Consider the following 21983-nt stretch of genomic DNA (forward strand, 5'->3'; position numbering starts at 1 on the left):
AGCCCCTTGTAGAGCCGAGCCGATGCTCGGCTTACCGCGCGAAGCGCGGGTGCATCGTGATCAGAACGGAGAGCAGCCGAGCGTGGGCTCGGCTCTACAGTGCGGTGGGCGCAAACGACGGGGTCAGATCCCATCGCAACGGCGATGGGATCTGACCCCGGTGCAATCAGGCATCACACCGGCGGCAACACCTTGCCCGGGTTGAGAATCCCATCCGGGTCCAGCGCGGCCTTGATCGCGCGCATCGTCGCCAGCGTGGCCGGGCTGAACGCCTGCGCCATGAAATCGCGCTTGGCCAGCCCAATGCCATGCTCACCGGACAACGTGCCACCCAGCGCCAACGTCAGTTCGAAGATCTTCGGCAGCGCGGCATGCGCGCGTGCGTTCTCATCGGCATCGTCCGGGTGGTAAAGAATGTTGACGTGCAGGTTGCCGTTGCCGGCATGGCCGAAGGTGACGATGGTCAGCGCGTAGTCGCGCGCCAATGCCTGCACACCGGCCACCAGTTCCGGAATGCGCGACACCGGCACCACCACGTCTTCATTGATCTTGCCGGGCGCGACGGTGCGCAGTGCCGGCGACAAGGCCTTGCGTGCGGCCCACAGCTGGTCGCGCGCGCGGCCTTCCATCGCCACGTCCAGTTCGATCATGCCGTCGCCTTCAGCGGCGCTGGCCAGTGCCTGCAGCAGGTAGGGCAGGGTGTCGTGGTCGCCATCGGCTTCAACCAGCAGCATCGCACCCGCCTCGGGCACGTCGGCACCGTTGAGGCGCAGCAACTGCAGGCTGCGTGCATCCATGAATTCCAGGCGCGTGGGCACCACCGGCTGCGACATCAGGCGTGACACCGCCGCAGCAGCCGCATCGGCATCGCGGTACAGCACGCGCAGGCCGGCCTGGCTGACCGGCAGCGGAGTGAGCTTGAGGGTGGCTTCCACGATCAGCGCCAGCGTGCCTTCGCTGCCCACCAGCAGGTGGGTGAGGTCGTAGCCGGTGGAATCCTTGGTGTAGGCACCACCGCAGCGGATCACCTCGCCGGTGCCGGTGACGGCCACCAGGCCCAGCACGTTGTCGCGGCTGGTGCCGTACTTCACCGCGCGTGGGCCCCCGGCGTTGCAGGCCAGGTTGCCACCCACGCTGCAGATCTCCGCGCTGGACGGGTCCGGTGCCCAGAACAGGCCGTGCGGTGCCAGCGCCTGCTGCAGGGTGCCGTTCAATACGCCCGGCTGCACCACGGTGCAGCGGTCACCGGCACGGATGTCGATGATGCGGTCCATGCGGGTGAACGACAGCACGATGCTGCCGGGCAGCGGCACGGCCGCACCGGTGGTGCCGGTGCCTGCACCGCGCGCGACCAGCGCCACGTGATGTGCACGGCAGGCGCGCACCAGCGCCTGCACCTGTTCGATGTCGGCCGGCAGCGCAACAGCAGCGGGGCGCTGGTGGCGCCACGAGTTGTCCTGTGCGTTCGCCTCCAGCGCGTTGTCATCCATGCGCCAGCCCTCCGCGCCCAGCAGGGCAGACAGTTCGGCAACCAAGGCGGCGGGCAGGGCAGTACTCATGATGGATCTCGCGGGACAGCAGGGGCGGGTTGGATCAGTTTCCAGGCAACAACGGCGCCGGCCAGCGGCAGCCACACCCAGCGCAGTTCAGAGAGCAGGGTGGCCAGGCCGCGCGCGCTGAAGAACTGCGGGGCGAAGGGCGAAACGCGGATCGGCCGCCACGGGGCGAAGAAGCGGTGTTCGCTCCACGGCCAGGCCAGGGCAACGCCAAGGCCGCCGGAGGTCATTGCATCGAGCAGGGGATGGCTGGCCGCGCAGACGAAAACGAAGACAGCGGCTTGTACGGTGGACGCCACCGTTGCCGCCTGTGTGGTGGGTGCCAACCTTGGTTGGCACGAAACCGCCGACCAAGGTCGGCGCCTACCAAAGAACGCCCACACCGCGGCCAATGCCGCCAGCACGGCGGCAAACAACAATGAATGGCTGGCCCCGCGATGGCCGAACGCATCGGCGTAGGGAATGTGCAGGGCAAACGCAAGCACATCGGCATCGGGCATCATCGCCGCGACCACGCCGGCAGCCAGCAGCCACGGCGGAATGCGACCGCGATCAGCAGCGCACCACAGCGCCAGCGGTACAGCGGCATGGGTGATGATCGATGGCATCAGTCACGCACCATGGTCGTGCCGGCCAGGCTGGGCTCTGGCAGGTGGCAACCTTGCTGCGCTCTGGTAGGTGCCAACCTTGGTTGGCACAGAAGCGCCGACCAAGGTCGGTCTCTACCAAAGCGGACGGTACCCATCAGCAATCATCCAACCGGAACGCATCCCGCAGCCAATGCAGCTGCGGCGGTTCACCCGTGGCGTCCACCACGTCGAAACGACAGGGCGCATCGGCCAGCGCAGGGTTGTCCTGCAGGTACAGCAACGCGGCATGGGCCACGCGCCGGCACTTGCGCACGTCCACCGAGGCAGCGCCGCCACCGAAGTCGGATCGCGCGCGGTAACGCACTTCCACGAACACCACGGTGCCGGCGTCGTCCATCACCAGGTCCAGTTCACCGCCGCGATAACGCACGTTGCGCGCGCGCGGCAACAAGCCGGCCTGTTGCAGGTGCTGCTCGGCGGCGGCTTCCACCGCCGAGCCCCGTTGGCTGCGCTCAGCGACCACCGGCGATCGGCATCGGCCGGCCGCCATTGAAGGTGGACCAGGCCGGCTGGCGCAGGATGTTGCCGTTGCTGTCCAGGAACAGGGTGCCGGTGGCGCCGTCCAGGCCGCCCTCGTTGGACAGCTTGTCCAGGTAGGCGGTGATCTTCCAGGCATCGGCGCCGAAAGCGAACAGGCGGCCGGCGGCACCGCGTGCGCTGGGCAGGGTGCTGGCCACCTGGCTGGCCGAGGGCAGGCCGGACACGCTGCGCACGTTCCAGGCTTCGTTCGGGTAGACGATGCCGTCCAGCGCCACGTCTTCTTCCACCTTGCCGCTGCCGACGGTCAGCTGCGAGGTGCCCACGCGGGTGGCACCACCGGCGCCAGCCAGCGCCAGCTGCGGCGCCAGCAGGCGGGCCTGCGGTGCGCGCACGGCCAGGAACACGGCATCGACCTGGCCGGCATTGCGCACCTGCGCGCCGACATCGCCGACCGCATCGCTGACGCCGATCGTGGCCACCACCTGGCCGCCACGCTGGGCGAAGCGCTGGGCGAAGGCGGCGGCGGCACGGCGGCCGGTGTCGTCGGCACTGTTGATCACCAGCGCCTTGCCGCGCTCGCGGCCACGCAGGTATTCGGCAGCGACGATGCCGTCGTCTTCCGGCGCCAGCGAGAAGCCGGCGCTGCCGGCTGGCGGCGCATCCTTGCCACGGTTCAGGGCCAGCACCGGCACCTGCAGCTGCTGGCGGCCATAGACCGCATCCACTTCGTCACGGCCCAGCGGGCCGACCACGAAGTCGGCACCGGAGGCGACGGCCTTGTCATACGCGGCCAGCGCACCGGCCGGGGTACCGGCGGTGTCGATGAAGTTGATGTCCGGGCGGCGGCGGGTCTCGCCGTAGTAGGCGGCGAGCAGGCCATCACGTACGGGCTGCGCGGCGGTGGCCAGGCGGCCGCTGAGCGGCAGCAGCACGGCCAGCTTGGCCGGCGGACGGTAACCGTCGCTCATGGCCGGCGGGCGCTTGCTGGTATCGAACTGTGCGGCGCCATCACGATCGAACGGGCGCGGCAGCGGCAGGCCACGCGCGATCAGTGCGCGGCCGGCGAAGTTGTAAAGCGGGTCGTTGGCCGGCAGCGCGGCGGCACGGCTGCGCAGGGTGGCATCGTCAAGCGTACCGAGCAGGCCGGCAATGGCGGCCTGGTTCTCGCTGCGTGCGCTGCCGGTCAGGCTGGCGTGGGCGCGTGCGCGCTCGGTGGCGGCACCGAAGGCATCGCCGGTGCCCTGCAGGGCAGTGGCGCGGGCCAGGTGCCAGCGCGTGCGCAGGGCCGGCAGTACGTTGTCGCCGCTGTCCTTCAGCAGGGCCAGGGCCTGTGCCGGCTGCTTGTCGGCCAGCGCCAGCTCGGCACCGGTCAGCTGGTAGCGCTGCAGGCTGGCGCCGGTCAGCTGGCGGGCGGTGAGCTGGCCCAGCAGGCTGCGCGCGCGGGCGCTGTCGCCGGCCAGGTTCCAGGCCCAGGCGGCATCGGCCAGGGCATTGGCGCGGGCACCGCCGCGCAGGGTGGCAGCCAGGCCTTCCAGCTGCAGTGCGGCGTCGCGCGGCTTGCCCTGTTCGATCAGCGCCAGCGCCTGGCTCTGGGCCGGCGATTCGGGCGCGCTGGTCAGGCTGGTGGTGGCACAGCCGGCCAGCAGCATCAGCGACAACGACAGGGCGGAGATCCGTGCGGCGGGCTTGTTCATGATCGGGTCCATGCGATGAGGGCAGCGGCCTTGGCCGGGTACACGCTACGATTCTACCCTTGCCCCGTGAGTACCGCTGAAATGAGTGTGCCAACCCTGTACGTCGTCGCCACCCCGATCGGCAACCTGGCCGATCTGAGCCCGCGCGCGCAGGAGGTGCTGCGCTCGGTGGCGGCCATCTGTGCCGAGGACACTCGCCGCAGCGGCCAGTTGCTGTCCCATTTCGGCATCCAGCAGCCGCTGGTGGCCCTGCATGAACACAATGAAGAGGCCCTGTCGCAGCGCCTGGTCTCGCGCCTGCAGGCCGGCGAATCGCTGGCGCTGGTGAGCGATGCTGGCACCCCGCTGGTCAGCGACCCCGGTTTCCGCCTGGTGCGTGCCGCGCGCGCGGCCGGCATCAAGGTCAGCCCGATTCCCGGTGCCTGTGCCGCCATCGCCGCACTGAGCGTGGCCGGCCTGCCCAGCGACCGCTTCAGTTTCGAGGGCTTCCTGCCGGCCAAGGCCAGCGGCCGCCGCGACCGGTTGCAGGCGCTGGCCGGTGAAGTGCGCACGATGGTGTTCTACGAATCCTCGCACCGCATCGCCGAATCGCTGGCCGACATGGCGGCGATTTTCGGCGGCGAGCGCCCGGCGGTGCTGGCGCGCGAGCTGACCAAGCTGTTCGAGACCGTACTGGATGGCGATCTGGCGGGGCTGCTGGCCAAGGTGGAAGCCGACGAGAACCAGCGCAAGGGCGAGTTCGTGGTGATGGTGCAGGGCGCCGGCGATGATGAGGAAGCGCAGCTGGCGCATGGCCGCCGTGTGTACGCCAAGCTGAGCGAGCATCTGCCGCCGTCCACTGCAGCCAAGCTGGCCGCTGAACTGACGGGTGCCCCGCGCAAGGCGTTGTACGGAAGTTGATGGATGGCCGCAGCCACGCATGGCGTGGCTCTACTGTAGATCCACGCCACGCGTGGATGACACACTCCCCGCAGCACGCATCCGCCAGTAGATCCACGCCACGCGTGGATGGATGAACCGCACGTCGCGATCAACGCGGCAGGAACCACCCGCGTGCGCTAGAATGCGCGCTGGCGGAGCCGGCCAGACAGTCGCGTCATCCCTTCGGGGGTGCCGAGGAAAGTCCGGGCTCCATAGGGCAAGGTGCCAGGTAACGCCTGGGCGGCGCAAGCCGACGGAAAGTGCAACAGAAAGATACCGCCTACGTCTTCTTCGGAAGGCCGGTAAGGGTGAAATGGTGCGGTAAGAGCGCACCGCGAGTCTGGCAACAGACCGGCACGGCAAACCCCACCTGGAGCAAGACCAAATAGGGATCCTTTGGCGCGGCCCGCGTTGGATCCGGGTAGGTTGCTTGAGCGTTGCGGTGACGTAACGCCTAGAGGAATGACTGTCCACGACAGAACCCGGCTTATCGGCCGGCTCCGCCTCTTTCTTACGGTAAGCCGAGCATGGCTCGGCTCTACAGTAGAGCCGAGCCATGCTCGGCTGCTCTCCGCCCAGATGCTTGGGATGTTGTTCAACCCGGCGTGCGGTACTGCCCTGCGGAAATGAACTGCTCGAACCTTTCGCACCACACAACCACGGTGGTGTAGTCGTCCACGTTGACGCTCTCAGGCACCTCCACCAGGAACCGGTTGAAGGTCTTCACCTCGCCGATGCGCTGGGCCTGCGCCTTGATCTTCAGGAAATCGGCCTTGTTGTCGACGAAGTCGCGCACCAGGTAGACCTTGTAGTCCGGCCCCGGGCCCATCTTGCCGTCGAACGCGACCTGGCGCGCGCTGACACTGACCTTGCCGTCGGCCCAGTGCACGGCGTCGCTGCCCTTGAGGTCGCGACGGAAGGTGGTGTGGTAACGGGCGTCGTCCATCGCCGCCTGCACCTGCGCGACCGGCGGGTCGTCGGGGGCGATCAGGATCGGCAGCAGGTAGATGCCCAGGCCGAAGCCCAGGCCGAGGGCGAGCAGGTGGGTGACGGCAAGCACGAGGACACGGCGCATCGATGACTCCCTGTGGATCGGTGGGGCGCGCGGCAGGATCGCGCCGGGTCATCGTGTGGCGTGCGTGCAGACATTTATAGACACAGAAAACAGGTACAGGGTCAGAAATCGACCTGGCTCTGGCCGAGGGCGACACCCTGCGGGCCGAAGCGGCGCTCGTGGATCTGGCCGTGGCCATGGGCGTCGATCAACAGCACCGTGCTGGCGCGGGTGCCGTAGTCGTCGCCACGGATGAAGGCCGGGCTCAGCCAGCGCTCGCGCTCCAGGCCGATGCCGGTGTCGGGCAGGTCGCTGTCGGCCGGGCGGTGTTCATCGGCCAGAGCATTCCAGAGCGGGGTCAGATCCCTTTCCTCTTGGGAAAGGGATCTGACCCCGTCTTCCTTCAGCCAGGCGGAAAGCGCAGCCATCAGCCGGCGGGTCTTCGGCCACGGCGCGTCCAGTGCGCCGTTGGACATGCCGTGCACGCCGGGGCCCAGGCGCTGGCGTTCGGCCGGGTGGTTGCCCAGGTACTCCAGGCTGTCGCCATCGGCCAGCAGCAGGTTGAAGGGCGCATATGCGCCCGCCACGATGGCCAGCCGGTCGATATGCACGGCGGCCGGGTCGCGGCCGCGCAGGAAGTCGGCCACCAGCGCCCCCCGGGACGGGCCGGTCTGTGCGGCCAGCGGATCGCGGACATTGGTGACCACGGCCATGCGGCCGCCGGCACCAACGCCGGCCCAGCCACCGCCGGAGCGCAGGTCGCGCCCCCCGATGACGGAGGTCTCATCCTGCCAGGGGGCCAGCGCGGCGGTCGGGCGGGCGTGGAACTCATCACGGTTGCCGGTCATCACCAGCCGCCAGCGCGGGTGGTGCATCCAGCCAAGAGCGAGCAGGCACATGGCCTCATTGTGCATCGTTTGCGCAGTCCGGCGGCGTTTCCGCCCGGTTCCGGATGAATGCGCGGGCGATGTTTCACGCCCTGTCCACAGCCCTGAACTTCCGTTCAATCTCAAAAATTGAGACGGATCAGCAACTTGTGGATAAGCCTTGAACAATTCTCTAAAGGTTGTTGCAAGCCATTGATGCGGCTGGCGATTTCCCCGCTGAAAAGTTGTTGACAACCCTTCGGCCGCTGCTAAGGTGGGCATCAGAGGGAAATCCGGGTGTTTTGTGGGTTTTCGTGGTTCAATGTTTCACCGGGCGAAGGATAGGTGCACGCGTCGTGTTCCAGGGCGAGACGGCCATCACAGTTGACGATAAAGGGCGCATGGCGGTTCCCACCGCTTACCGCGACCTCGTCGCGCGCGCCAGCAACAACCGTCTCGTGCTGACCTACAACCCGTTCGAAGCCGGCTGCCTGTGGCTGTATGCAGAGTCGGAATGGGAGCGGGTCCGCGACGACGTCATGTCCAAGCCCAACACCCAGCGCGTCGTGCGCCTGTTGCAGCAGAAGCTGGTCGGCTCGGCCGCCCATCTGGAGCTGGACGGCAACGGTCGCATCAGCATCCCCGCCAGCCACCGCGGTGCGGTGGGCATTGAGAAGAAGGCGGTATTGCTCGGTATGGGCGACAAGTTCGAATTGTGGAGCGAGCAGGCGCATCGGGCCCTGATCCAGCAGACGTTGTCTGACGAGGATCTGGGTGATGGGTTGCTCGACCTGAAGTTGTGAGCCGGGGTGCCCGGATGCGCCCAGAAGCGCAGGCCGGTCACCTTCCGGTGTCGCAGTCGCCGGCGGTGCACCTGCCGGTCCTGTACACCCAGGTCCTTGAAGGCCTGAGGGTGATCGAAAACGGACGTTATCTGGATGGCACGTTCGGTCGTGGCGGTCATGCACGTGGCGTGCTCACCCAGCTCGGTCCCGAGGGGCGCCTGCTGGTCATGGACAAGGATCCGGAAGCCATCGCCGTTGCCGAGCGCGACTTCGCGCCGGACCCGCGCGTGTCCATCTTCCGTGGCAGCTTCGCCCAGCTGCTGCAGTGGGATGCGACGGCTGAAGGCCTGGACGGCGTGCTGTTCGACCTGGGTGTGTCGTCGCCGCAGCTGGACGTGGCCGAGCGGGGTTTCAGCTTCGGCAAGGACGGCCCGCTGGACATGCGCATGGACCCGGACAGCGGCGAAAGCGCCGCGCAGTGGATCAACCGCGTGGAAGACCGCGAGATCGCTGACGTGCTGTGGACCTATGGCGAAGAACGCCAGAGCCGCCGCATCGCCCGCGCCATCGTGGCGCGCCGCGAGAAGCAGCCGTTCACCCGCACTGCCGAGCTGGCCGAGCTGATCGCCTCGGTGATGCCACGTGGCAAGGACAAGATCCATCCGGCCACGCGCAGCTTCCAGGCCATCCGCATCCACATCAACCGCGAGCTGTCCGATCTGGAAGCCGGCCTCGATGCGGCGGTGGAGCGGCTCAAGCCCGGTGGCCGCCTGGCGGTGATCAGCTTCCATTCGCTGGAAGACCGCATCGTCAAGCAGTACATGAACCGCCTGGCCAAGGCGCCGCCGGCCAACCGCCGCCTGCCCGAGGCGGTCGCGTTCGTGCCGACGCTGGACCTGATCGGCGGTGCCATCAAGGCCACCGACGAGGAACTGGCCGCCAACCCGCGCGCCCGCAGCGCCGTGCTGCGCGTGGCCCAGAAGCGGGAGGCCGACGCATGAGCCGGCTGCTGCTGATCATCCTGTTGGCCTCGACCGTGGCCTCGGCGATCGGCGTCGTGTTCGTGCGTCACCGTCATCGGCAGACGTTCATCGAGCTGTCGCGCGCCGAACGCAAGCGCGATGACATCAACCTGGAATTCGGCCGCCTGCAGCTGGAACAGGCCACGCTGGCCGAAGCCAACCGCGTCGATCGCATCGCCCGCGAAAAGCTCGGCATGAAGTTCCCCGAAGCAGGGGACATCGTGGTGGTGCGGCCATGAGCAAGACCGGCCGCAACCGCCCGCGCAACGCCTTCAACCTGCGCCAGCGCCTGCGCTGGGTCGCGCTGGCGCTTGGCCTGTGCTCGGTGTCGCTGGTCGGTCGTGCCGCCTACGTGCAGATCATCAACAGCGACTTCTACCAGCGCCAGGGCGAGGCCCGTTACCTGCGCGAGCTGCCGATCAAGACCTCGCGCGGGATGATCACCGACCGCAACGGCGAGCCGCTGGCGGTGTCCACCCCGGTCGCGTCGATCTGGGTCAACCCGCAGGACCTGCTGCGTTCGCCCGAGCGCATTCCGGAGCTGGCCCAGGCGGTCGGCATGTCGGTGGATGAGCTGAGCAGCCGCCTGTCGCAGAAGTCGGACAAGGAATTCATGTACCTGCGTCGCCGGATCAATCCGGACGAGGCAGAGAAGGTGGTCGCGCTGAAGATTCCGGGCGTGGCCGCGCAGCGCGAGTTCCGCCGCTTCTACCCACAGGGTGAGGCGATGGCGCACGTGCTGGGCTTCACCAACATCGACGACCGCGGCCAGGAAGGCCTTGAGCTGGCGTTCGACGAATGGCTGCGCGGCAAGGCCGGCGCCAAGCGGGTCATCCGCAATCGCAAGGGCGAGACCGTCGAAAGCGATCTGCTGCGCGCTGCTGAACCGGGTAAGGACCTGACCCTCAGCATCGACCGCCGCATCCAGTACCTGGCGTTCAAGGAACTGCGCAACGCGCTGGTGGCCAACAAGGCGGCCGGCGGTTCGATGGTGATCATGGACGTGACCACCGGCGAGATCCTGGCCATGGTCAACCTGCCGACCTACAACCCGAATTCGCTGACCGGCGCGCTGCCCGATGCGCGCCGCAACCGTGCGGTGACCGACCTGGTCGAGCCGGGTTCGACGATGAAGCCGCTGACCATCGCCACCGCGCTGCAGGCCGGTGCGGTGACCAAGGACACCATCATCGATACCAACCCGGGTTACATGCAGGTAGCCCGCTTCACCATCCGCGACGTGCCACGCAACAACGGCGTGCTGAACGTGACCGGCGTGATCACCCGCAGTTCCAACATCGGCGCGGCCAAGGTTGCGGCGAAGATGCCGGACCAGGTGTTCTACGACGGCGTGCGCCGCTTCGGCTACGGCTCGGTGCCGCACAGCGGCTTCCCGGGTGAATCCGGTGGCGTGGTGCGGCGCCCGGCCAACTGGGACGGTGCCACCAAGACCACCATGTCCTACGGCTACGGCCTGAACGTGACGCCGCTGCAGATCGCCACCGCCTACTCGGCGCTGGCCAATGGCGGCAAGTTGATCGCGCCGACCTTTGTCAAGGGCCAGCGCAACGAAGCGCATCAGATCATCGACGAGAACGTCGCCAGGCAGGTGGTGGCGATGATGGAAACGGTGGTTACCCAGGGTGGCGCCAAGCAGGCAGCGGTGCTGGGTTACCGCGTGGCCGGCAAGACCGGTACCGCGCGCAAGACCGGCCCCGGCGGCTACGAGCGCGGCCACTACAACGCGCTGTTTGCCGGCGTGGTGCCGGCCACCAACCCGCGCTTCGCCACCGTCATCGTCATCAACGACCCGCAGGCCGGCAAGTTCTACGGCGGCCTGGTGTCGGCGCCGGTCTACCACAACGTGATGGAAGGCACCCTGCGCCTGATGGACGTGCCGCTGGACGACCTGCAGTCGTGGCTGGCCGCGCAGCAGTCCGGCAAGGTCGGCCACTCGGCCTCGATCCTGCCTGCGCCGCCGGCCGAAGCCGCGTTGCCGGTGGATGCCGCCGCTGAATTCGATGCTGCGCTGCCCAGCGCGCATGCCCAGACGCCGCCCGCTACGGGAGGCACGCAATGAGTCCTTCGATGTTGCTTTCGCAGTTGCTTCCGGACGTGGCCCTGGCGGGCCATGATCCCGTTCTGACCGGCCTGGTGCTGGACAGCCGCGCCGTGCGCCCCGGCAATGCCTTCGTCGCCATCGCCGGTTTCGGCGCACATGGCCTGGGCTTTGTCGAGCAGGCCCGCGCGGCGGGCGCTGGCGTCATCCTGTTCGAACCGCCGGCACCTGCCGAGCTGCCGGCCCCGGCCGATGCGATTGCGGTGCCGGGCCTGCGCGCGCGCATGGGCGCAATGGCCGACCAGTTCCATGGCGCACCGTCGCGGGCGATGGCGATGGTCGGCGTGACCGGCACCAACGGCAAGACCTCCACCGTGCAGCTGCTGGCCCAGGCCTGGCACCTGCTCGGTACGCCCAGTGGCAGTATCGGCACGCTGGGCGCCGGACTTTATGGTGCGGTTGAACCGACCGGCTTCACCACGCCACTGGTGCTGCAGATGCATGCGCTGCTGGCGCAGCTGCGCGACGCCGGTGCGCGCGCGGTGGCGATGGAAGTCAGCTCGCACGCGCTGGACCAGGGCCGCGTCGATGCCGTGCACTACGACGTGGCGGTGTTCACCAACCTCACCCGCGACCATCTGGACTACCACGGCGACATGGCCAGCTATGGCGCGGCCAAGGCACGGCTGTTCCATCGCCCGGGCCTGAAGGCGGCGGTGATCAACCTGGACGACGCCTTCGGCCGCCAGCTGTTCGCCGGCCTGCCGGCGGGCGTGCAGCCGATCGGCCTGAGCTCGCGTGGTGCCGGCGAGGCCAGCGTGCGCGCCGAGGCGCTGCAGCTGGATGGCCGTGGCATTGCGTTCGAACTGGTCATCGACGGCCAGCGTGCGGCGGTGCAGTCGCCGCTGCTGGGCCGCTTCAACGTGGACAACCTGCTGGCGGTTGCCGGTACCCTGCATGCGCAGGGCCAGCCGCTGCCGCGCATCGCCGAAGTGCTGTCGGCGCTGCAGCCGATCCGTGGCCGCATGAACCGCCTCGGCGGCGAAGACGGCCTGCCGACCGTGGTGGTCGATTACGCACATACCCCGGACGCGCTGGAACAGGCGCTGGACAGCCTGCACGGCCATCTGCAGGGTACGCTGTTCTGCGTGTTCGGCTGCGGTGGCGAGCGTGATACCGGCAAGCGTCCGCAGATGGCTGCGATCGCCGAGCGCCTGGCCAACCAGGTCATCGTCACCGACGACAACCCGCGTGGCGAGGATGGCGACGTGATCGTGGCCGACATCCTGGCCGGCTTCCAGAACGCCGAGGCGGTGACCGTGCAGCGCAGCCGCGCGCGTGCGATCGGCCTGGCGGTGAAGCGCGCCGGTGCCGGCGACATCATCCTGATTGCCGGCAAGGGCCACGAGCCGTACCAGGAGGTCAATGGCGTGCGCCATGACTTCGACGACACCGAAGTGGCGGCCGCTGCGTTGGCTGCCAAGGCCGGTGTTCTGAGCTCGCAGGCCGGGGAGGGCGCCGCATGAAGCGCACCCTGCTTTCGCTGATCGCACATTGGGCCGGCGGCGAGATCCACGGCGACGACGTGGCCATCGATGCGGTCAGCCATGACACCCGCAGCCTTGGCCCGGGCAGCCTGTACGTGGCGCTGCGCGGCGAACGTTTCGATGGCCATGATTTCGCTGCCGACGCGCTGGCCCGTGGTGCCAGCGCGCTGCTGGTCGAGCGCCTGCTGCCCATCGAACTGCCGCAGGTGCTGGTGGCTGACAGCGAACTGGCGCTGGCGAAGATCGCCACCGGCATGCAGCGTGACCGCGGCACCGAGGTGTTCGCGATCACCGGCAGCAACGGCAAGACCAGCGTGAAGAGCCTGCTGCTGTCGATCCTGCAGCAGGTGGCACAGCACGCGCACAAGGTGGTCTACGCCAACCCGGGCAACCGCAACAACGAGATCGGCCTGCCGCTGGCGGTGATCGATGCGCCGGAAGATGCCGACTACGCCGTCTACGAGATGGGCGCCGGCAAGCCGGGCGACATCGCCTACCTCACCGACATCGCCCGCCCGCGCCATGCGCTGGTCAACAACATCGCCCCGGCACACCTGGAACGCATGGGCAGCCTGCTCGGCGTGGCAGTGACCAAGGGGGCAATCTATGCCGCACTGCCGGCTGATGGCGTGGCGGTGATCAATGTCGACGATGCCTACGGCCGCTGGTTCGAACAGCATTTCGTCGGCACCCCGCCGCGTTGCCGCGTGCTGCGCTACGGCCTGGAACATACCGCCGACGTGACCGCGCGCGACATTCGCGCCGGCGCGCAGGGCAGCCAGTTCACCCTGGTTTCGCCAGCCGGCGAAGCCCGCGTGGTGCTCGGCCTGCCGGGCCGCCACAACGTCAGCAACGCGCTGGCCGCGGCCAGCCTGGCGCTGGCCGCGGGCGTCGACCTGGCGCTGATTGCCGCCGGCCTGGCCGAAGCGCAGCCGGTGCCGGGCCGCCAGATCGCCCATCAGCTGCGCAACGGCGCGGTGCTGGTGGATGACAGCTACAACGCCAATCCCGGCTCGCTGGCTGCGGCCATCGATGCCCTGGCCGCCGCCCCGGAAGAGGGCTGGCTGGTGCTGGGCGACATGCGCGAGCTGGGCCCGGATGCCGAGGCGCTGCATGCGCAGGCGGGCATCCGCGCACGCGCTGCCGGGTTGAAGCGGCTGTATGCGCTGGGTCCGCTCAGTGCCGCCGCTGCGGCCGCCTTCGGTGAAGGTGGTCGCCATTTCGCTACCCATGGTGCGCTGTCACAGGCGCTGCAGGATGAGTTGCACGCTGGTGTGCGCTGCCTGGTCAAGGGTTCCCGTGGCAGTGCCATGGACCTGATCGTCAAAGCGCTGCTGGCGCAAGGAGAGGAATCCCCGCATGTTGTATGAACTGGCTCGATGGTTGCAGCAGTTGGAGAGCCTGTTCGGGCTGTTCAACTACCAGACGTTCCGCGCCATCCTTGCCGCGTTGACGGCGCTGTTCCTGTCGCTGTGGCTCGGCCCGGCGATGATCCGCAAGCTTGCCCAGTTCAAGGGTGGCCAGCCGATCCGCAAGGACGGTCCGCAGACCCATTTCTCCAAGGCCGGTACGCCGACCATGGGCGGTTCGCTGATCCTGCTCACCATCACCCTGTCGGTGCTGATGTGGGCCGACCTGCGCAACCGCTACGTGTGGCTGGTGCTGGCGGTGATGCTGTGCTTCGGTGCCATCGGCTGGTATGACGACTGGATCAAGATCGTCCGTCGCGATCCGAACGGCCTGAAGTCGCGCTGGAAGTACCTGCTGCAGTCGATCTTCGGCCTGGCCGCGGGCCTGTTCCTGTTCTACACGGCAGATGTACCGGCAGCGCTGACCTTCTACATCCCGATGTTCAAGTCGATCGCGCTGCCGCTGGCCGGCATCGGCTTCGTGGCTATCGCCTACTTCTGGATCGTCGGCTTCTCCAACGCGGTGAACCTGACCGACGGCCTGGACGGCCTGGCGATCATGCCCACCGTGCTGGTGGCCTGCGCGCTGGGCGTGTTCGCCTATGCCTCGGGCAACGCGGTGTTCGCCAACTACCTGCAGATCCCGCAGATTCCGGGTGCCGGCGAGCTGGTCATCATCTGCGCGGCCATTGCCGGTGCGGGCCTGGGCTTCCTCTGGTTCAACACCTATCCGGCCATGGTCTTCATGGGCGACATCGGTGCGCTGGCGCTGGGCGCGGTGCTGGGCACGATCGCGGTGATCACCCGCCAGGAACTGGTGCTGGTGATCATGGGCGGCGTGTTCGTCATCGAAACGCTGTCGGTGATGATCCAGGTCGCCTCGTTCAAGCTGACCGGCAAGCGCGTGTTCCGCATGGCGCCGATCCACCACCATTTCGAACTGAAGGGCTGGCCGGAGCCGCGCGTGATCGTGCGCTTCTGGATCATCTCCGTCGTGCTCGTGCTGATCGGCCTGGCCACGTTGAAGGTGCGCTGAGATGAACGACCTGTCCCGCCAGGCAACACGCCTTGAAGCCATCGAAGGCAGCTACGACAAGTGGCTGCTGGGCGCGATCATCGCGCTCACCGGCGTGGGCGTGGTGATGGTGGCGTCCAGCTCGATCGCGCTGATGAGCAGTCCGTTCTACTACCTCAACCGCCATCTGATCTTCCTGGCGGTGGGTATCGTGCTGGCGGTCATCGCCGCCCGCACCGAGCTGAAGTCCATCGAGCAGTACAACCAGATGCTGCTGCTGGGCTGCTTCGTGCTGCTGCTGGCAGTGTTCATGCCCGGCCTGGGCAGCACCGTCAACGGTGCGCGCCGCTGGATCAACCTGGGCATCTCCAAGTTCCAGACGGTCGAAGCGGTGAAGGTGCTCTACATCGTGTGGCTGTCCAGCTACCTGGTGCGTTTCCGCGACGAGGTCAACGCGACCTGGCCGGCGATGCTCAAGCCGTTGGGCGTGGCCGGTGCGCTGGTGGTACTGCTGCTGCTGCAGCCCGACTTCGGTTCGTCCACCCTGCTGCTGGCGATCACCGCCGGCATGCTGGTGCTGGGCGGGGTGAACATGCCGCGCATGTCGATGCCGGTGATCATCGGCCTGGTCGGCATGAGCGCGCTGGCGATCATCGAGCCGTACCGCATGCGCCGCATCACCTCCTTCCTGGACCCGTGGGCCGACCAGCAGGGCGACGGCTACCAGCTGTCCAACGCGCTGATGGCCGTGGGCCGTGGCGAGTGGACCGGCGTCGGCCTGGGCAATTCGGTGCAGAAGCTGTACTACCTGCCCGAAGCGCACACCGACTTCATCTTCTCGGTCACCGCCGAGGAATTCGGCTTCCTGGGCACCTGCGTGATCGTGGCCCTGTACGCGCTGCTGGTCGGCCGCACCTTCTGGCTGGGCATGCGCTGCGTGGAAATGAAGCGCCACTTCTCCGGCTACATCGCCTTCGGCATCGGCCTGTGGATCAGCATGCAGACCTTTGTTTCGATCGGCGTGAACCTGGGCATCCTGCCGACCAAGGGCCTCACCCTGCCGTTGATCTCCTCCGGCGGCTCGTCGGTGCTGATGACCTGCGTCGCGATGGGCCTGCTGCTGCGCGTGTCCTATGAACTCAAGCGCGCCGAGCGCCGCCAGGCCGTGCGCATCGGTGGCGCCGAAGACGTTGCTGCCGAGCCGAGCGACGAGCCGGCCGCGCCGGTGGCCGCCAGCGTCCCGATGAGCGCCGAGCCGGTGGCTGCCGCTGCGCCGAACGCTGCGCGTGGCACCAGCCGCCTGCAGTCGCGCATCGAACCGACCTTCGGGAGGCTGTCATGAGCAGCGCTTCCAGCGCCCGCCCGGTGATGATCCTGGCCGGAGGTACCGGCGGTCATATCTTCCCCGGCCTGGCCGTGGCCCGCGTGCTGCGCGAGCGTGGCGTGCCGGTGACCTGGATGGGCGCCGAAGGTGCGATGGAAACCCGCCTGGTGCCGCAGCACGACATCGCGATCGACACGCTGGTCATCACCGGCCTGCGCGGCAAGGGCAAGCTGGCGTTGCTGGCTGCGCCGTGGCGGCTGATGCGTGCGCTGCGCGCGGCTGGCATGATCATCCGCAAGCGCCAGCCGCGTGCAGTGGTGGCCTTCGGTGGCTTTGCCTCCGGCCCCGGTGGCATGGCCACGCGCCTGCATGGCCTGCCGCTGATAGTGCATGAGCAGAACCGCGCAGCGGGCCTGACCAATCGCATCCTGTCGCGCTATGCGCGCCGCCTGCTGACCGGTTTCCCGGGCACCTTCGCCGCGCGCGAGGAGTTCGTCGGCAATCCGGTGCGTGCGGAAATCGCCGCCATCGCACCGCCGGAACAACGCTTCGCCCACCGCCACGGCCCGCTGCGCGTGCTGGTGGTGGGTGGCAGCCAGGGTGCACGTGCACTCAATGCCGGCGTGCCGCAGGCGATTGCCGCGCTGGGCGCCGGCGTGCCGGTGCAGGTGCGCCATCAGAGCGGCGAGAAGATGCATGCCGAGGCGGTCGAGGCGTATGCCAAGGCCGGCGTGCAGGCTGAAATCACGCCGTTCATCGCTGACATGGCCGAGGCCTTCGCCTGGGCCGACCTGGTCGTATGCCGCTCCGGCGCGTCCACGCTGGCCGAGCTGTGCGCGGTCGGTGTCGGCAGCGTGCTGGTGCCATTCCCCGCTGCCGTCGACGATCACCAGACCCGCAATGCGGAGTACCTGGTCGAGCGCGGTGCGGCGGTATTGCTGAAGCAGGACGGAACGCTGGCCGACGGCATTGCCGCACTGCTGCGCGATCTGTCCGAAAATCCCGCCCGCCGCATGCAGATGGCGCAAGCCGCGCGTGCCCTGGCCAAGGTCGATGCCGCCGAGCGCATCGCCGATATCATTCTTGAGGAAGCTGTATGAAGAAGGCATGCCACCGCGCCTGCCCTGCGCGAGGCCGCGCATGATCCGCCGCCTGCACGACACCAACGACCTGGTGCGCGCATTCCCGCGCGTGCATTTCGTCGGCATCGGCGGCACCGGCATGAGCGGTATCGCCGAAGTGATGCTGACGCTGGGCTATGAAGTGTCCGGCTCGGACAACGCCGACAACGTGGCGACCCGCCGCCTGGCCAGCCTGGGGGGGGGCATCAGGGGGGGCCACGCGGGGGCAAAGGGGGGGGGACGGAGGGGGGGGGGGCTCCAGCGCCCGGACAACCCGGAACTGATGGAAGCGCGCAGCCAGCGCATTCCGATCATGCCGCGCGCAGCGATGCTGGCCGAGCTGATGCGTTTCCGCCGTGGCATCGCCGTGGCCGGTACCCATGGCAAGACCACCACCACCAGCCTGACCGCTGCGGTGCTGAGCGAAGGGGGCCTGGACCCGACCTTCGTGATCGGTGGCCAGTTGCTGGCCGCCGGTGCCAACGCCAAGCTGGGCGGTGGGCAGTGGCTGGTGGCCGAGGCCGACGAAAGCGATGGCAGCTTCCTGCGCCTGAACCCGCTGATGTCGATCATCACCAACATCGATGCGGATCATCTGGAGAACTACGGCAACGACTTCGCCCGCGTGCAGGCCGCGTTCGCCGAGTTCCTGCAGCGCCTGCCGTTCTACGGCCTGGCGGTGCTGTGCATCGACGACCCGGAAGTGGCCGCACTGGCCGCCAAGACCCCGCGCCACGTGATGAGCTACGGCATGAGCCCGCAGGCGGATGTGCGCGCGGAGAACGTGGTGCAGGAAGGCTCGCGCATGCGCTTCACCCTGCGCCTGCCGCAGGGCACCAGCCAGGAAGTGGTGCTGGCGCTGCCGGGCAGGCACAACGTGCTGAACGCACTGGCCGCCGCCGCAGTGGGCTGGCAGCTGGGCGTGGCCCCGGATGCCATCGCACGCGCGCTGGAAGCATTTGCCGGTGTCGGCCGTCGCTTCAACGATCTGGGCGAAGTAACCACCGCCAGCGGTGCCAAGGTCCGCATCATCGATGACTACGGTCATCACCCGAGCGAGCTGGAAGCGGTGTTCGCCGCCGCTCGTGGAGGCTGGGCCGACAAGCGCCTGGTGGTGGCCTTCCAGCCGCACCGCTACAGCCGTACCCGCGACCAGTTCGACAAGTTCGCCGCCGTGCTGTCCAGCGTCGATGCACTGGTGCTGAGCGAGGTCTACCCGGCCGGTGAGGAACCGATTGCCGGTGCCGATTCGCACGCGCTGGCCCGTGCCATCCGCGCGCGCGGCCGCAGCGAGCCGGTGGTGGTGGGCAAGGCTGCCGAACTGGCCAGCGTGCTGCCGGACGTGCTGCAGGACGGTGACCTGCTGCTGATGATGGGGGCGGGCGATATTGGTGCCGTCGCGAGCCATATCGCCGTGGAAGGTTTCAAGGCGGAGGGTGAAGCGTGAGCACGCTGACCTTCCCGCCGCTGCGCGTGACCGACCCGGCCGTGTTCGGCCGCGTCGCCGTGCTGCTGGGCGGCAGTTCCAGCGAGCGCGAAGTGTCGTTGGACTCCGGCCGCAACGTGTTGGAAGCGCTGCAGTCGCGCGGCATCGATGCGTTCGCCGTGGACGGCATCCCGGCGCTGGCCAAGGCGCTGGCCGCTGGCGGCATCGACCGCGTGTTCAACATCCTGCACGGCCACAACGGTGGCGGTGAGGACGGCATCGTGCAGGGCCTGATGGACGCCTTCGGCGTGCCGTACACCGGTTCGGACGTGCTGGGCTCGGCGCTGAGCATGGACAAGATCCGCACCAAGCAGGTGTGGCTGTCGCTGGGCCTGCCGACCCCGCAGTACCGGAAGGTCGACGCGTCCAACGTGCATCGGCTGGCGGCCGAACTGGGCCTGCCGGTGGTGGTGAAGCCGGCCAACGAAGGTTCAAGCGTAGGCATCAGCCGGGTGACCGATGATGCCGGTCTGGATGAGGCCGTGGCGCTGGCCGCGCGCTACGACGGCCAGTTGCTGATGGAGCAGATGGTGGTCGGCGACGAACTGACCGTTGCCATCCTCGGCGACGTCGCGCTGCCGTCGATCCGCATCGTGCCCAAGGGCCAGTGGTACGACTACAACGCCAAGTACATCGCCGAGGACACCCAGTACCTGTGCCCGGGCCTGGACGGTGAGGACGAAGAAGAAATCCGGCGCATCGCGCTGGCCGCGTTCCGCGCTGCCGGTTGCCGTGGCTGGGGCCGCGTGGATGTCATGCGTGATCGCAGCAGCGGCCGCTTCTTCCTGCTGGAAGTGAACACCGCGCCGGGCATGACCAGCCATTCGCTGGTACCCAAGGCGGCCGGCCAGGCCGGCATCAGCTTCGAAGAGCTGGTGTGGCGCGTGCTGGAACAGACCCTGGAGGCCTCGCACGCATGAACGCGGTGCTGCGCATCTTCGTCTGGCTGTTGGCGCTGTCGGTGGTTGCACTGCCGGTGGTGGCCGTGGTCAATGGCTGGGTCGGCGCCGAGCGCTGGCCGCTGGCGAAGCTGCGCGTGCATGGTGAGTTCAAGCGTGTACCGGCCGAGCAGCTGCAGCAGGTACTGCTGCCGTATGCGCGCGCCGGGTTCTTCGCGGTCAAGCTGCAGGATGCCCAGGACGCACTGGAAAAGCTGCCGTGGGTGGAAAGCGCGCGGGTACGCAAGCAGTGGCCGGATGTGCTGGAAGTGACCCTGGTCGAGCACAAGCCATTCGCGCGCTGGGGCAGCGATCGCTTGGTCTCCGAGCAGGGCAAGCTGTTCCCCACGCCGAAGAAGCTGGCCGACCTGGCGCTGCCGGAACTGGACGGTCCGGACAGCCAGACCGAAGAAGTGATGAAGCTGTACAGCGACTCGCGTGCATTGTTCGCACCCGCCGGCGTCGATGTGCGCCGGGTGACGATGGATGCACGCGGCAGCTGGTCGCTGGTGCTGAGCAACGGCACCGAAGTGGTGGTGGGCCGTGACGACGCGCGCTCGCGCATGCAGCGCTTCGTCAAGGTGCTGCCGCAGCTGAACCGCCAGGACGCGCCGATCGAGCGCGCCGACCTCCGTTACACCAATGGTTTCACGCTGAGCTGGGGTACCCCGGCCACGCCGGCGAAAACGCCGGTGACCCCGGCCAGCAGGACGCAGGAAAGGACATGAATCGCAAGGGTGACAAATCGCTGATCGTTGGCCTGGACATCGGCACCTCCAAGGTGGTGGCGCTGGTGGGTGAGTATTCGCCGGGCAACCCGATCGAAGTGATCGGCATCGGCTCGCACGAGTCGCGCGGTTTGAAGCGCGGCGTGGTGGTGGACATCGAATCGACCGTGCAGTCGATCCAGCGCGCGGTGGAAGAAGCCGAGCTGATGGCCGGCTGCGAGATCCGCTCGGTGTACGCCTCGATCTCCGGCAACCACGTGCAGTGCAAGAACTCGCCGGGCATCGTGCCGATCCGCGACGGGGAAGTGACCTGGGGCGACCTGGATCGCGTGCTCGATGCGGCCAAGGCGGTGGCGATCCCGGCCGACCAGAAGATCCTGCATGCGATCCCGCGCGAGTACGTGCTGGACGACTCGCAGGAAGGCATCCGCAACCCGGTCGGCATGACCGGCGTGCGCCTGGAGGTGCATGCGCACCTGGTGGTGTGCGCACAGTCGGCCGCGGCGAACATCAGCAAGTGCGTGCAGCGCTGCGGCCTGCAGGTGGACGACCTGGTGCTGTCCTCGCTGGCCTCAAGCGTGGCGGTGCTGACCGCCGACGAGCGCGAGCTGGGCGTGGTGCTGGTCGACATGGGCGCCGGCACCACCGATATCGCCGTGTTCGTGCAGGGCGCGATCTGCCACACCGCCTCGCTGCCGATCGCTGGCGACCACGTGACCAACGACATCGCGCACATGCTGCGCACGCCGACCCCGGAAGCCGAGCAGATCAAGGTGCGCTACGCCTGCGCCCTGGCCCAGCTGGCTACCGCCGAGGAAAGCATCCAGGTGCCGTCGGTGGGCGACCGCCCGCCGCGCCGCATGCCGCGCCATTCGCTGGCGCAGGCGGTGCAGGGCCGTTACGAGGAAATCTTCGAGATGGTGCAGGCCGAACTGCGCCGCTCCGGCTTCGAGGAACTGGTGCGTGCCGGCATGGTGCTGACCGGTGGCGCTTCGAAGATGGAAGGCGTGGTCGAGCTGGCCGAGGAAATGCTGCAGATGCCGGTGCGCGTGGGCATCCCGCAGCACGTCACCGGGCTGGGCGAAGTGGTGGGCAACCCGGTGCATGCCACCGGCGTGGGCCTGCTGTTGATGGGCAGCCAGATCGAGCACCCGCGGCGGCCGTCGCTGCCGACCGGGCGCGCCGGAAGCATGTTCAAGAAACTCAAGACCTGGTTCCGCGGCGAGTTCTGACGCCGAACCTGCAACACCCGGGCATGCCCGGCCGCAGTACCTGCAATAGACGGTAACAACGCAACACACAACCCACACAGCCGCATCGGCAACATG

20 protein-coding genes and 1 other RNA gene are annotated in these 21983 nt (G+C 68.1%); 15 read left to right on the top strand and 6 right to left on the bottom strand.

Translation table 11 applies throughout. The features are described 5' to 3' along the window. Positions 1–173 precede the first annotated feature (173 nt). The 4 genes from ACZK0Z_RS03560 to ACZK0Z_RS03575 all read right to left on the bottom strand — a co-directional run bounded on the left by ACZK0Z_RS03560 (position 174) and on the right by ACZK0Z_RS03575 (position 4380). Entirely contained in the window at positions 174–1559 is a 1386-nt protein-coding gene (locus ACZK0Z_RS03560) for an FAD-linked oxidase C-terminal domain-containing protein (protein WP_197632441.1), read from the bottom strand. Next, on the bottom strand, positions 1556–2164 hold the full coding sequence (locus ACZK0Z_RS03565; RefSeq protein WP_197632440.1) for a metal-dependent hydrolase: 609 nt from the start codon (positions 2162–2164) through the stop codon (positions 1556–1558). The genes ACZK0Z_RS03560 and ACZK0Z_RS03565 overlap by 4 nt, the downstream gene beginning before the upstream one ends. A gap of 136 nt (positions 2165–2300) precedes the next feature. Next, a complete protein-coding gene (locus ACZK0Z_RS03570) occupies positions 2301–2669 on the bottom strand; it encodes a YraN family protein (RefSeq protein WP_197632439.1) in 369 nt (122 codons plus the stop codon). Then, complete coding sequence (locus ACZK0Z_RS03575; protein ID WP_197632438.1) at positions 2659–4380, bottom strand: penicillin-binding protein activator; 1722 nt, start codon at positions 4378–4380, stop codon at positions 2659–2661. The genes ACZK0Z_RS03570 and ACZK0Z_RS03575 overlap by 11 nt, the downstream gene beginning before the upstream one ends. Before the next feature lie 81 nt (positions 4381–4461). Between ACZK0Z_RS03575 and rsmI the strand changes: the two genes are divergently transcribed. Both rsmI and rnpB read left to right on the top strand, forming a co-directional pair. Further along, positions 4462–5280 (top strand): 16S rRNA (cytidine(1402)-2'-O)-methyltransferase, encoded by an 819-nt coding sequence (gene rsmI / locus ACZK0Z_RS03580; protein ID WP_005408070.1) that lies wholly within the window; start codon positions 4462–4464, stop codon positions 5278–5280. A gap of 175 nt (positions 5281–5455) precedes the next feature. Beyond that, an RNA gene (gene rnpB / locus ACZK0Z_RS03585) (RNase P RNA component class A) lies at positions 5456–5807 on the top strand. A gap of 89 nt (positions 5808–5896) precedes the next feature. On the opposite strand, the gene ACZK0Z_RS03590 is transcribed toward rnpB, so the two are convergent. Both ACZK0Z_RS03590 and ACZK0Z_RS03595 read right to left on the bottom strand, forming a co-directional pair. After that, a complete protein-coding gene (locus tag ACZK0Z_RS03590) occupies positions 5897–6376 on the bottom strand; it encodes a DM13 domain-containing protein (RefSeq protein ID WP_197619747.1) in 480 nt (159 codons plus the stop codon). Positions 6377–6477: 101 nt separating this feature from the next. Next, positions 6478–7254 carry an NRDE family protein gene (locus ACZK0Z_RS03595; RefSeq protein WP_049428922.1) on the bottom strand — a complete coding sequence of 259 codons (777 nt, stop codon included), beginning with the start codon at positions 7252–7254 and terminating at the stop codon, positions 6478–6480. Positions 7255–7622: 368 nt separating this feature from the next. On the opposite strand from ACZK0Z_RS03595, the gene ACZK0Z_RS03600 reads away from it, so the two are divergent. Genes ACZK0Z_RS03600 through ftsA form a run of 13 tightly spaced genes read left to right on the top strand, consistent with a single transcriptional unit; the run spans position 7623 to position 21887 of the window. Continuing rightward, a complete protein-coding gene (locus ACZK0Z_RS03600) occupies positions 7623–8024 on the top strand; it encodes a division/cell wall cluster transcriptional repressor MraZ (RefSeq protein ID WP_008266948.1) in 402 nt (133 codons plus the stop codon). 14 nt (positions 8025–8038) lie between these two features. Next, positions 8039–9007, top strand: coding sequence for a 16S rRNA (cytosine(1402)-N(4))-methyltransferase RsmH (rsmH, locus tag ACZK0Z_RS03605; protein WP_197632437.1), 969 nt, complete (start codon positions 8039–8041; stop codon positions 9005–9007). Next, positions 9004–9267 (top strand): cell division protein FtsL, encoded by a 264-nt coding sequence (ftsL, locus tag ACZK0Z_RS03610; RefSeq protein WP_005408074.1) that lies wholly within the window; start codon positions 9004–9006, stop codon positions 9265–9267. The genes rsmH and ftsL overlap by 4 nt, the downstream gene beginning before the upstream one ends. Continuing rightward, positions 9264–11108, top strand: coding sequence for a peptidoglycan D,D-transpeptidase FtsI family protein (locus ACZK0Z_RS03615; protein ID WP_049428907.1), 1845 nt, complete (start codon positions 9264–9266; stop codon positions 11106–11108). The genes ftsL and ACZK0Z_RS03615 overlap by 4 nt, the downstream gene beginning before the upstream one ends. After that, positions 11105–12613 carry a UDP-N-acetylmuramoyl-L-alanyl-D-glutamate--2,6-diaminopimelate ligase gene (locus ACZK0Z_RS03620; protein ID WP_049428906.1) on the top strand — a complete coding sequence of 503 codons (1509 nt, stop codon included), beginning with the start codon at positions 11105–11107 and terminating at the stop codon, positions 12611–12613. The genes ACZK0Z_RS03615 and ACZK0Z_RS03620 overlap by 4 nt, the downstream gene beginning before the upstream one ends. Next, entirely contained in the window at positions 12610–14004 is a 1395-nt protein-coding gene (locus ACZK0Z_RS03625) for a UDP-N-acetylmuramoyl-tripeptide--D-alanyl-D-alanine ligase (RefSeq protein ID WP_197632436.1), read from the top strand. The genes ACZK0Z_RS03620 and ACZK0Z_RS03625 overlap by 4 nt, the downstream gene beginning before the upstream one ends. After that, positions 13994–15079, top strand: coding sequence for a phospho-N-acetylmuramoyl-pentapeptide-transferase (mraY, locus tag ACZK0Z_RS03630; protein ID WP_049428904.1), 1086 nt, complete (start codon positions 13994–13996; stop codon positions 15077–15079). The genes ACZK0Z_RS03625 and mraY overlap by 11 nt, the downstream gene beginning before the upstream one ends. A 1-nt stretch (position 15080) precedes the next feature. Then, positions 15081–16400: a putative lipid II flippase FtsW gene (gene ftsW, locus ACZK0Z_RS03635; RefSeq protein WP_049428903.1), complete on the top strand. Its 1320-nt coding sequence runs from the start codon at positions 15081–15083 to the stop codon at positions 16398–16400. After that, positions 16397–17482: an undecaprenyldiphospho-muramoylpentapeptide beta-N-acetylglucosaminyltransferase gene (gene murG / locus ACZK0Z_RS03640; RefSeq protein WP_197632435.1), complete on the top strand. Its 1086-nt coding sequence runs from the start codon at positions 16397–16399 to the stop codon at positions 17480–17482. The genes ftsW and murG overlap by 4 nt, the downstream gene beginning before the upstream one ends. A gap of 40 nt (positions 17483–17522) precedes the next feature. After that, the gene (gene murC / locus ACZK0Z_RS03645) at positions 17523–18950 is read left to right on the top strand and encodes a UDP-N-acetylmuramate--L-alanine ligase (RefSeq protein ID WP_478449439.1); all 1428 of its coding nucleotides are present in this window, start codon (positions 17523–17525) and stop codon (positions 18948–18950) included. Beyond that, positions 18947–19909 carry a D-alanine--D-alanine ligase gene (locus ACZK0Z_RS03650; RefSeq protein ID WP_049428900.1) on the top strand — a complete coding sequence of 321 codons (963 nt, stop codon included), beginning with the start codon at positions 18947–18949 and terminating at the stop codon, positions 19907–19909. The genes murC and ACZK0Z_RS03650 overlap by 4 nt, the downstream gene beginning before the upstream one ends. After that, positions 19906–20655, top strand: a complete 750-nt coding sequence (locus ACZK0Z_RS03655; RefSeq protein WP_197632434.1) for a cell division protein FtsQ/DivIB — start codon at positions 19906–19908, stop codon at positions 20653–20655. Before ACZK0Z_RS03650 ends, ACZK0Z_RS03655 begins: the two co-directional genes overlap by 4 nt. Then, positions 20652–21887 (top strand): cell division protein FtsA, encoded by a 1236-nt coding sequence (gene ftsA / locus ACZK0Z_RS03660; RefSeq protein WP_005408083.1) that lies wholly within the window; start codon positions 20652–20654, stop codon positions 21885–21887. Before ACZK0Z_RS03655 ends, ftsA begins: the two co-directional genes overlap by 4 nt. The last annotated feature ends 96 nt before the right edge of the window (positions 21888–21983 follow it).

It is taken from the genome of Stenotrophomonas sp. 116085_Sma (assembly GCF_056479585.1).

Coding starts and splice junctions, on each gene's coding strand:
- ACZK0Z_RS03600 (WP_008266948.1), top strand. CDS start 7,623: ATGGCGGTTCCCACCGCTTACCGCGACCTCGTCGCGCGCGCCAGCAAC.
- ACZK0Z_RS03655 (WP_197632434.1), top strand. CDS start 19,906: ATGAACGCGGTGCTGCGCATCTTCGTCTGGCTGTTGGCGCTGTCGGTG.
- ACZK0Z_RS03620 (WP_049428906.1), top strand. CDS start 11,105: ATGAGTCCTTCGATGTTGCTTTCGCAGTTGCTTCCGGACGTGGCCCTG.
- ACZK0Z_RS03565 (WP_197632440.1), bottom strand. CDS start 2,164: ATGCCATCGATCATCACCCATGCCGCTGTACCGCTGGCGCTGTGGTGC.
- ACZK0Z_RS03615 (WP_049428907.1), top strand. CDS start 9,264: ATGAGCAAGACCGGCCGCAACCGCCCGCGCAACGCCTTCAACCTGCGC.
- murG (WP_197632435.1), top strand. CDS start 16,397: ATGAGCAGCGCTTCCAGCGCCCGCCCGGTGATGATCCTGGCCGGAGGT.
- ftsA (WP_005408083.1), top strand. CDS start 20,652: ATGAATCGCAAGGGTGACAAATCGCTGATCGTTGGCCTGGACATCGGC.
- ACZK0Z_RS03590 (WP_197619747.1), bottom strand. CDS start 6,376: ATGCGCCGTGTCCTCGTGCTTGCCGTCACCCACCTGCTCGCCCTCGGC.
- rsmI (WP_005408070.1), top strand. CDS start 4,462: ATGAGTGTGCCAACCCTGTACGTCGTCGCCACCCCGATCGGCAACCTG.
- ACZK0Z_RS03560 (WP_197632441.1), bottom strand. CDS start 1,559: ATGAGTACTGCCCTGCCCGCCGCCTTGGTTGCCGAACTGTCTGCCCTG.
- mraY (WP_049428904.1), top strand. CDS start 13,994: ATGTTGTATGAACTGGCTCGATGGTTGCAGCAGTTGGAGAGCCTGTTC.
- ftsL (WP_005408074.1), top strand. CDS start 9,004: ATGAGCCGGCTGCTGCTGATCATCCTGTTGGCCTCGACCGTGGCCTCG.
- ACZK0Z_RS03575 (WP_197632438.1), bottom strand. CDS start 4,380: ATGAACAAGCCCGCCGCACGGATCTCCGCCCTGTCGTTGTCGCTGATG.
- murC (WP_478449439.1), top strand. CDS start 17,523: ATGATCCGCCGCCTGCACGACACCAACGACCTGGTGCGCGCATTCCCG.
- ACZK0Z_RS03625 (WP_197632436.1), top strand. CDS start 12,610: ATGAAGCGCACCCTGCTTTCGCTGATCGCACATTGGGCCGGCGGCGAG.
- rsmH (WP_197632437.1), top strand. CDS start 8,039: ATGCGCCCAGAAGCGCAGGCCGGTCACCTTCCGGTGTCGCAGTCGCCG.
- ACZK0Z_RS03595 (WP_049428922.1), bottom strand. CDS start 7,254: ATGTGCCTGCTCGCTCTTGGCTGGATGCACCACCCGCGCTGGCGGCTG.
- ftsW (WP_049428903.1), top strand. CDS start 15,081: ATGAACGACCTGTCCCGCCAGGCAACACGCCTTGAAGCCATCGAAGGC.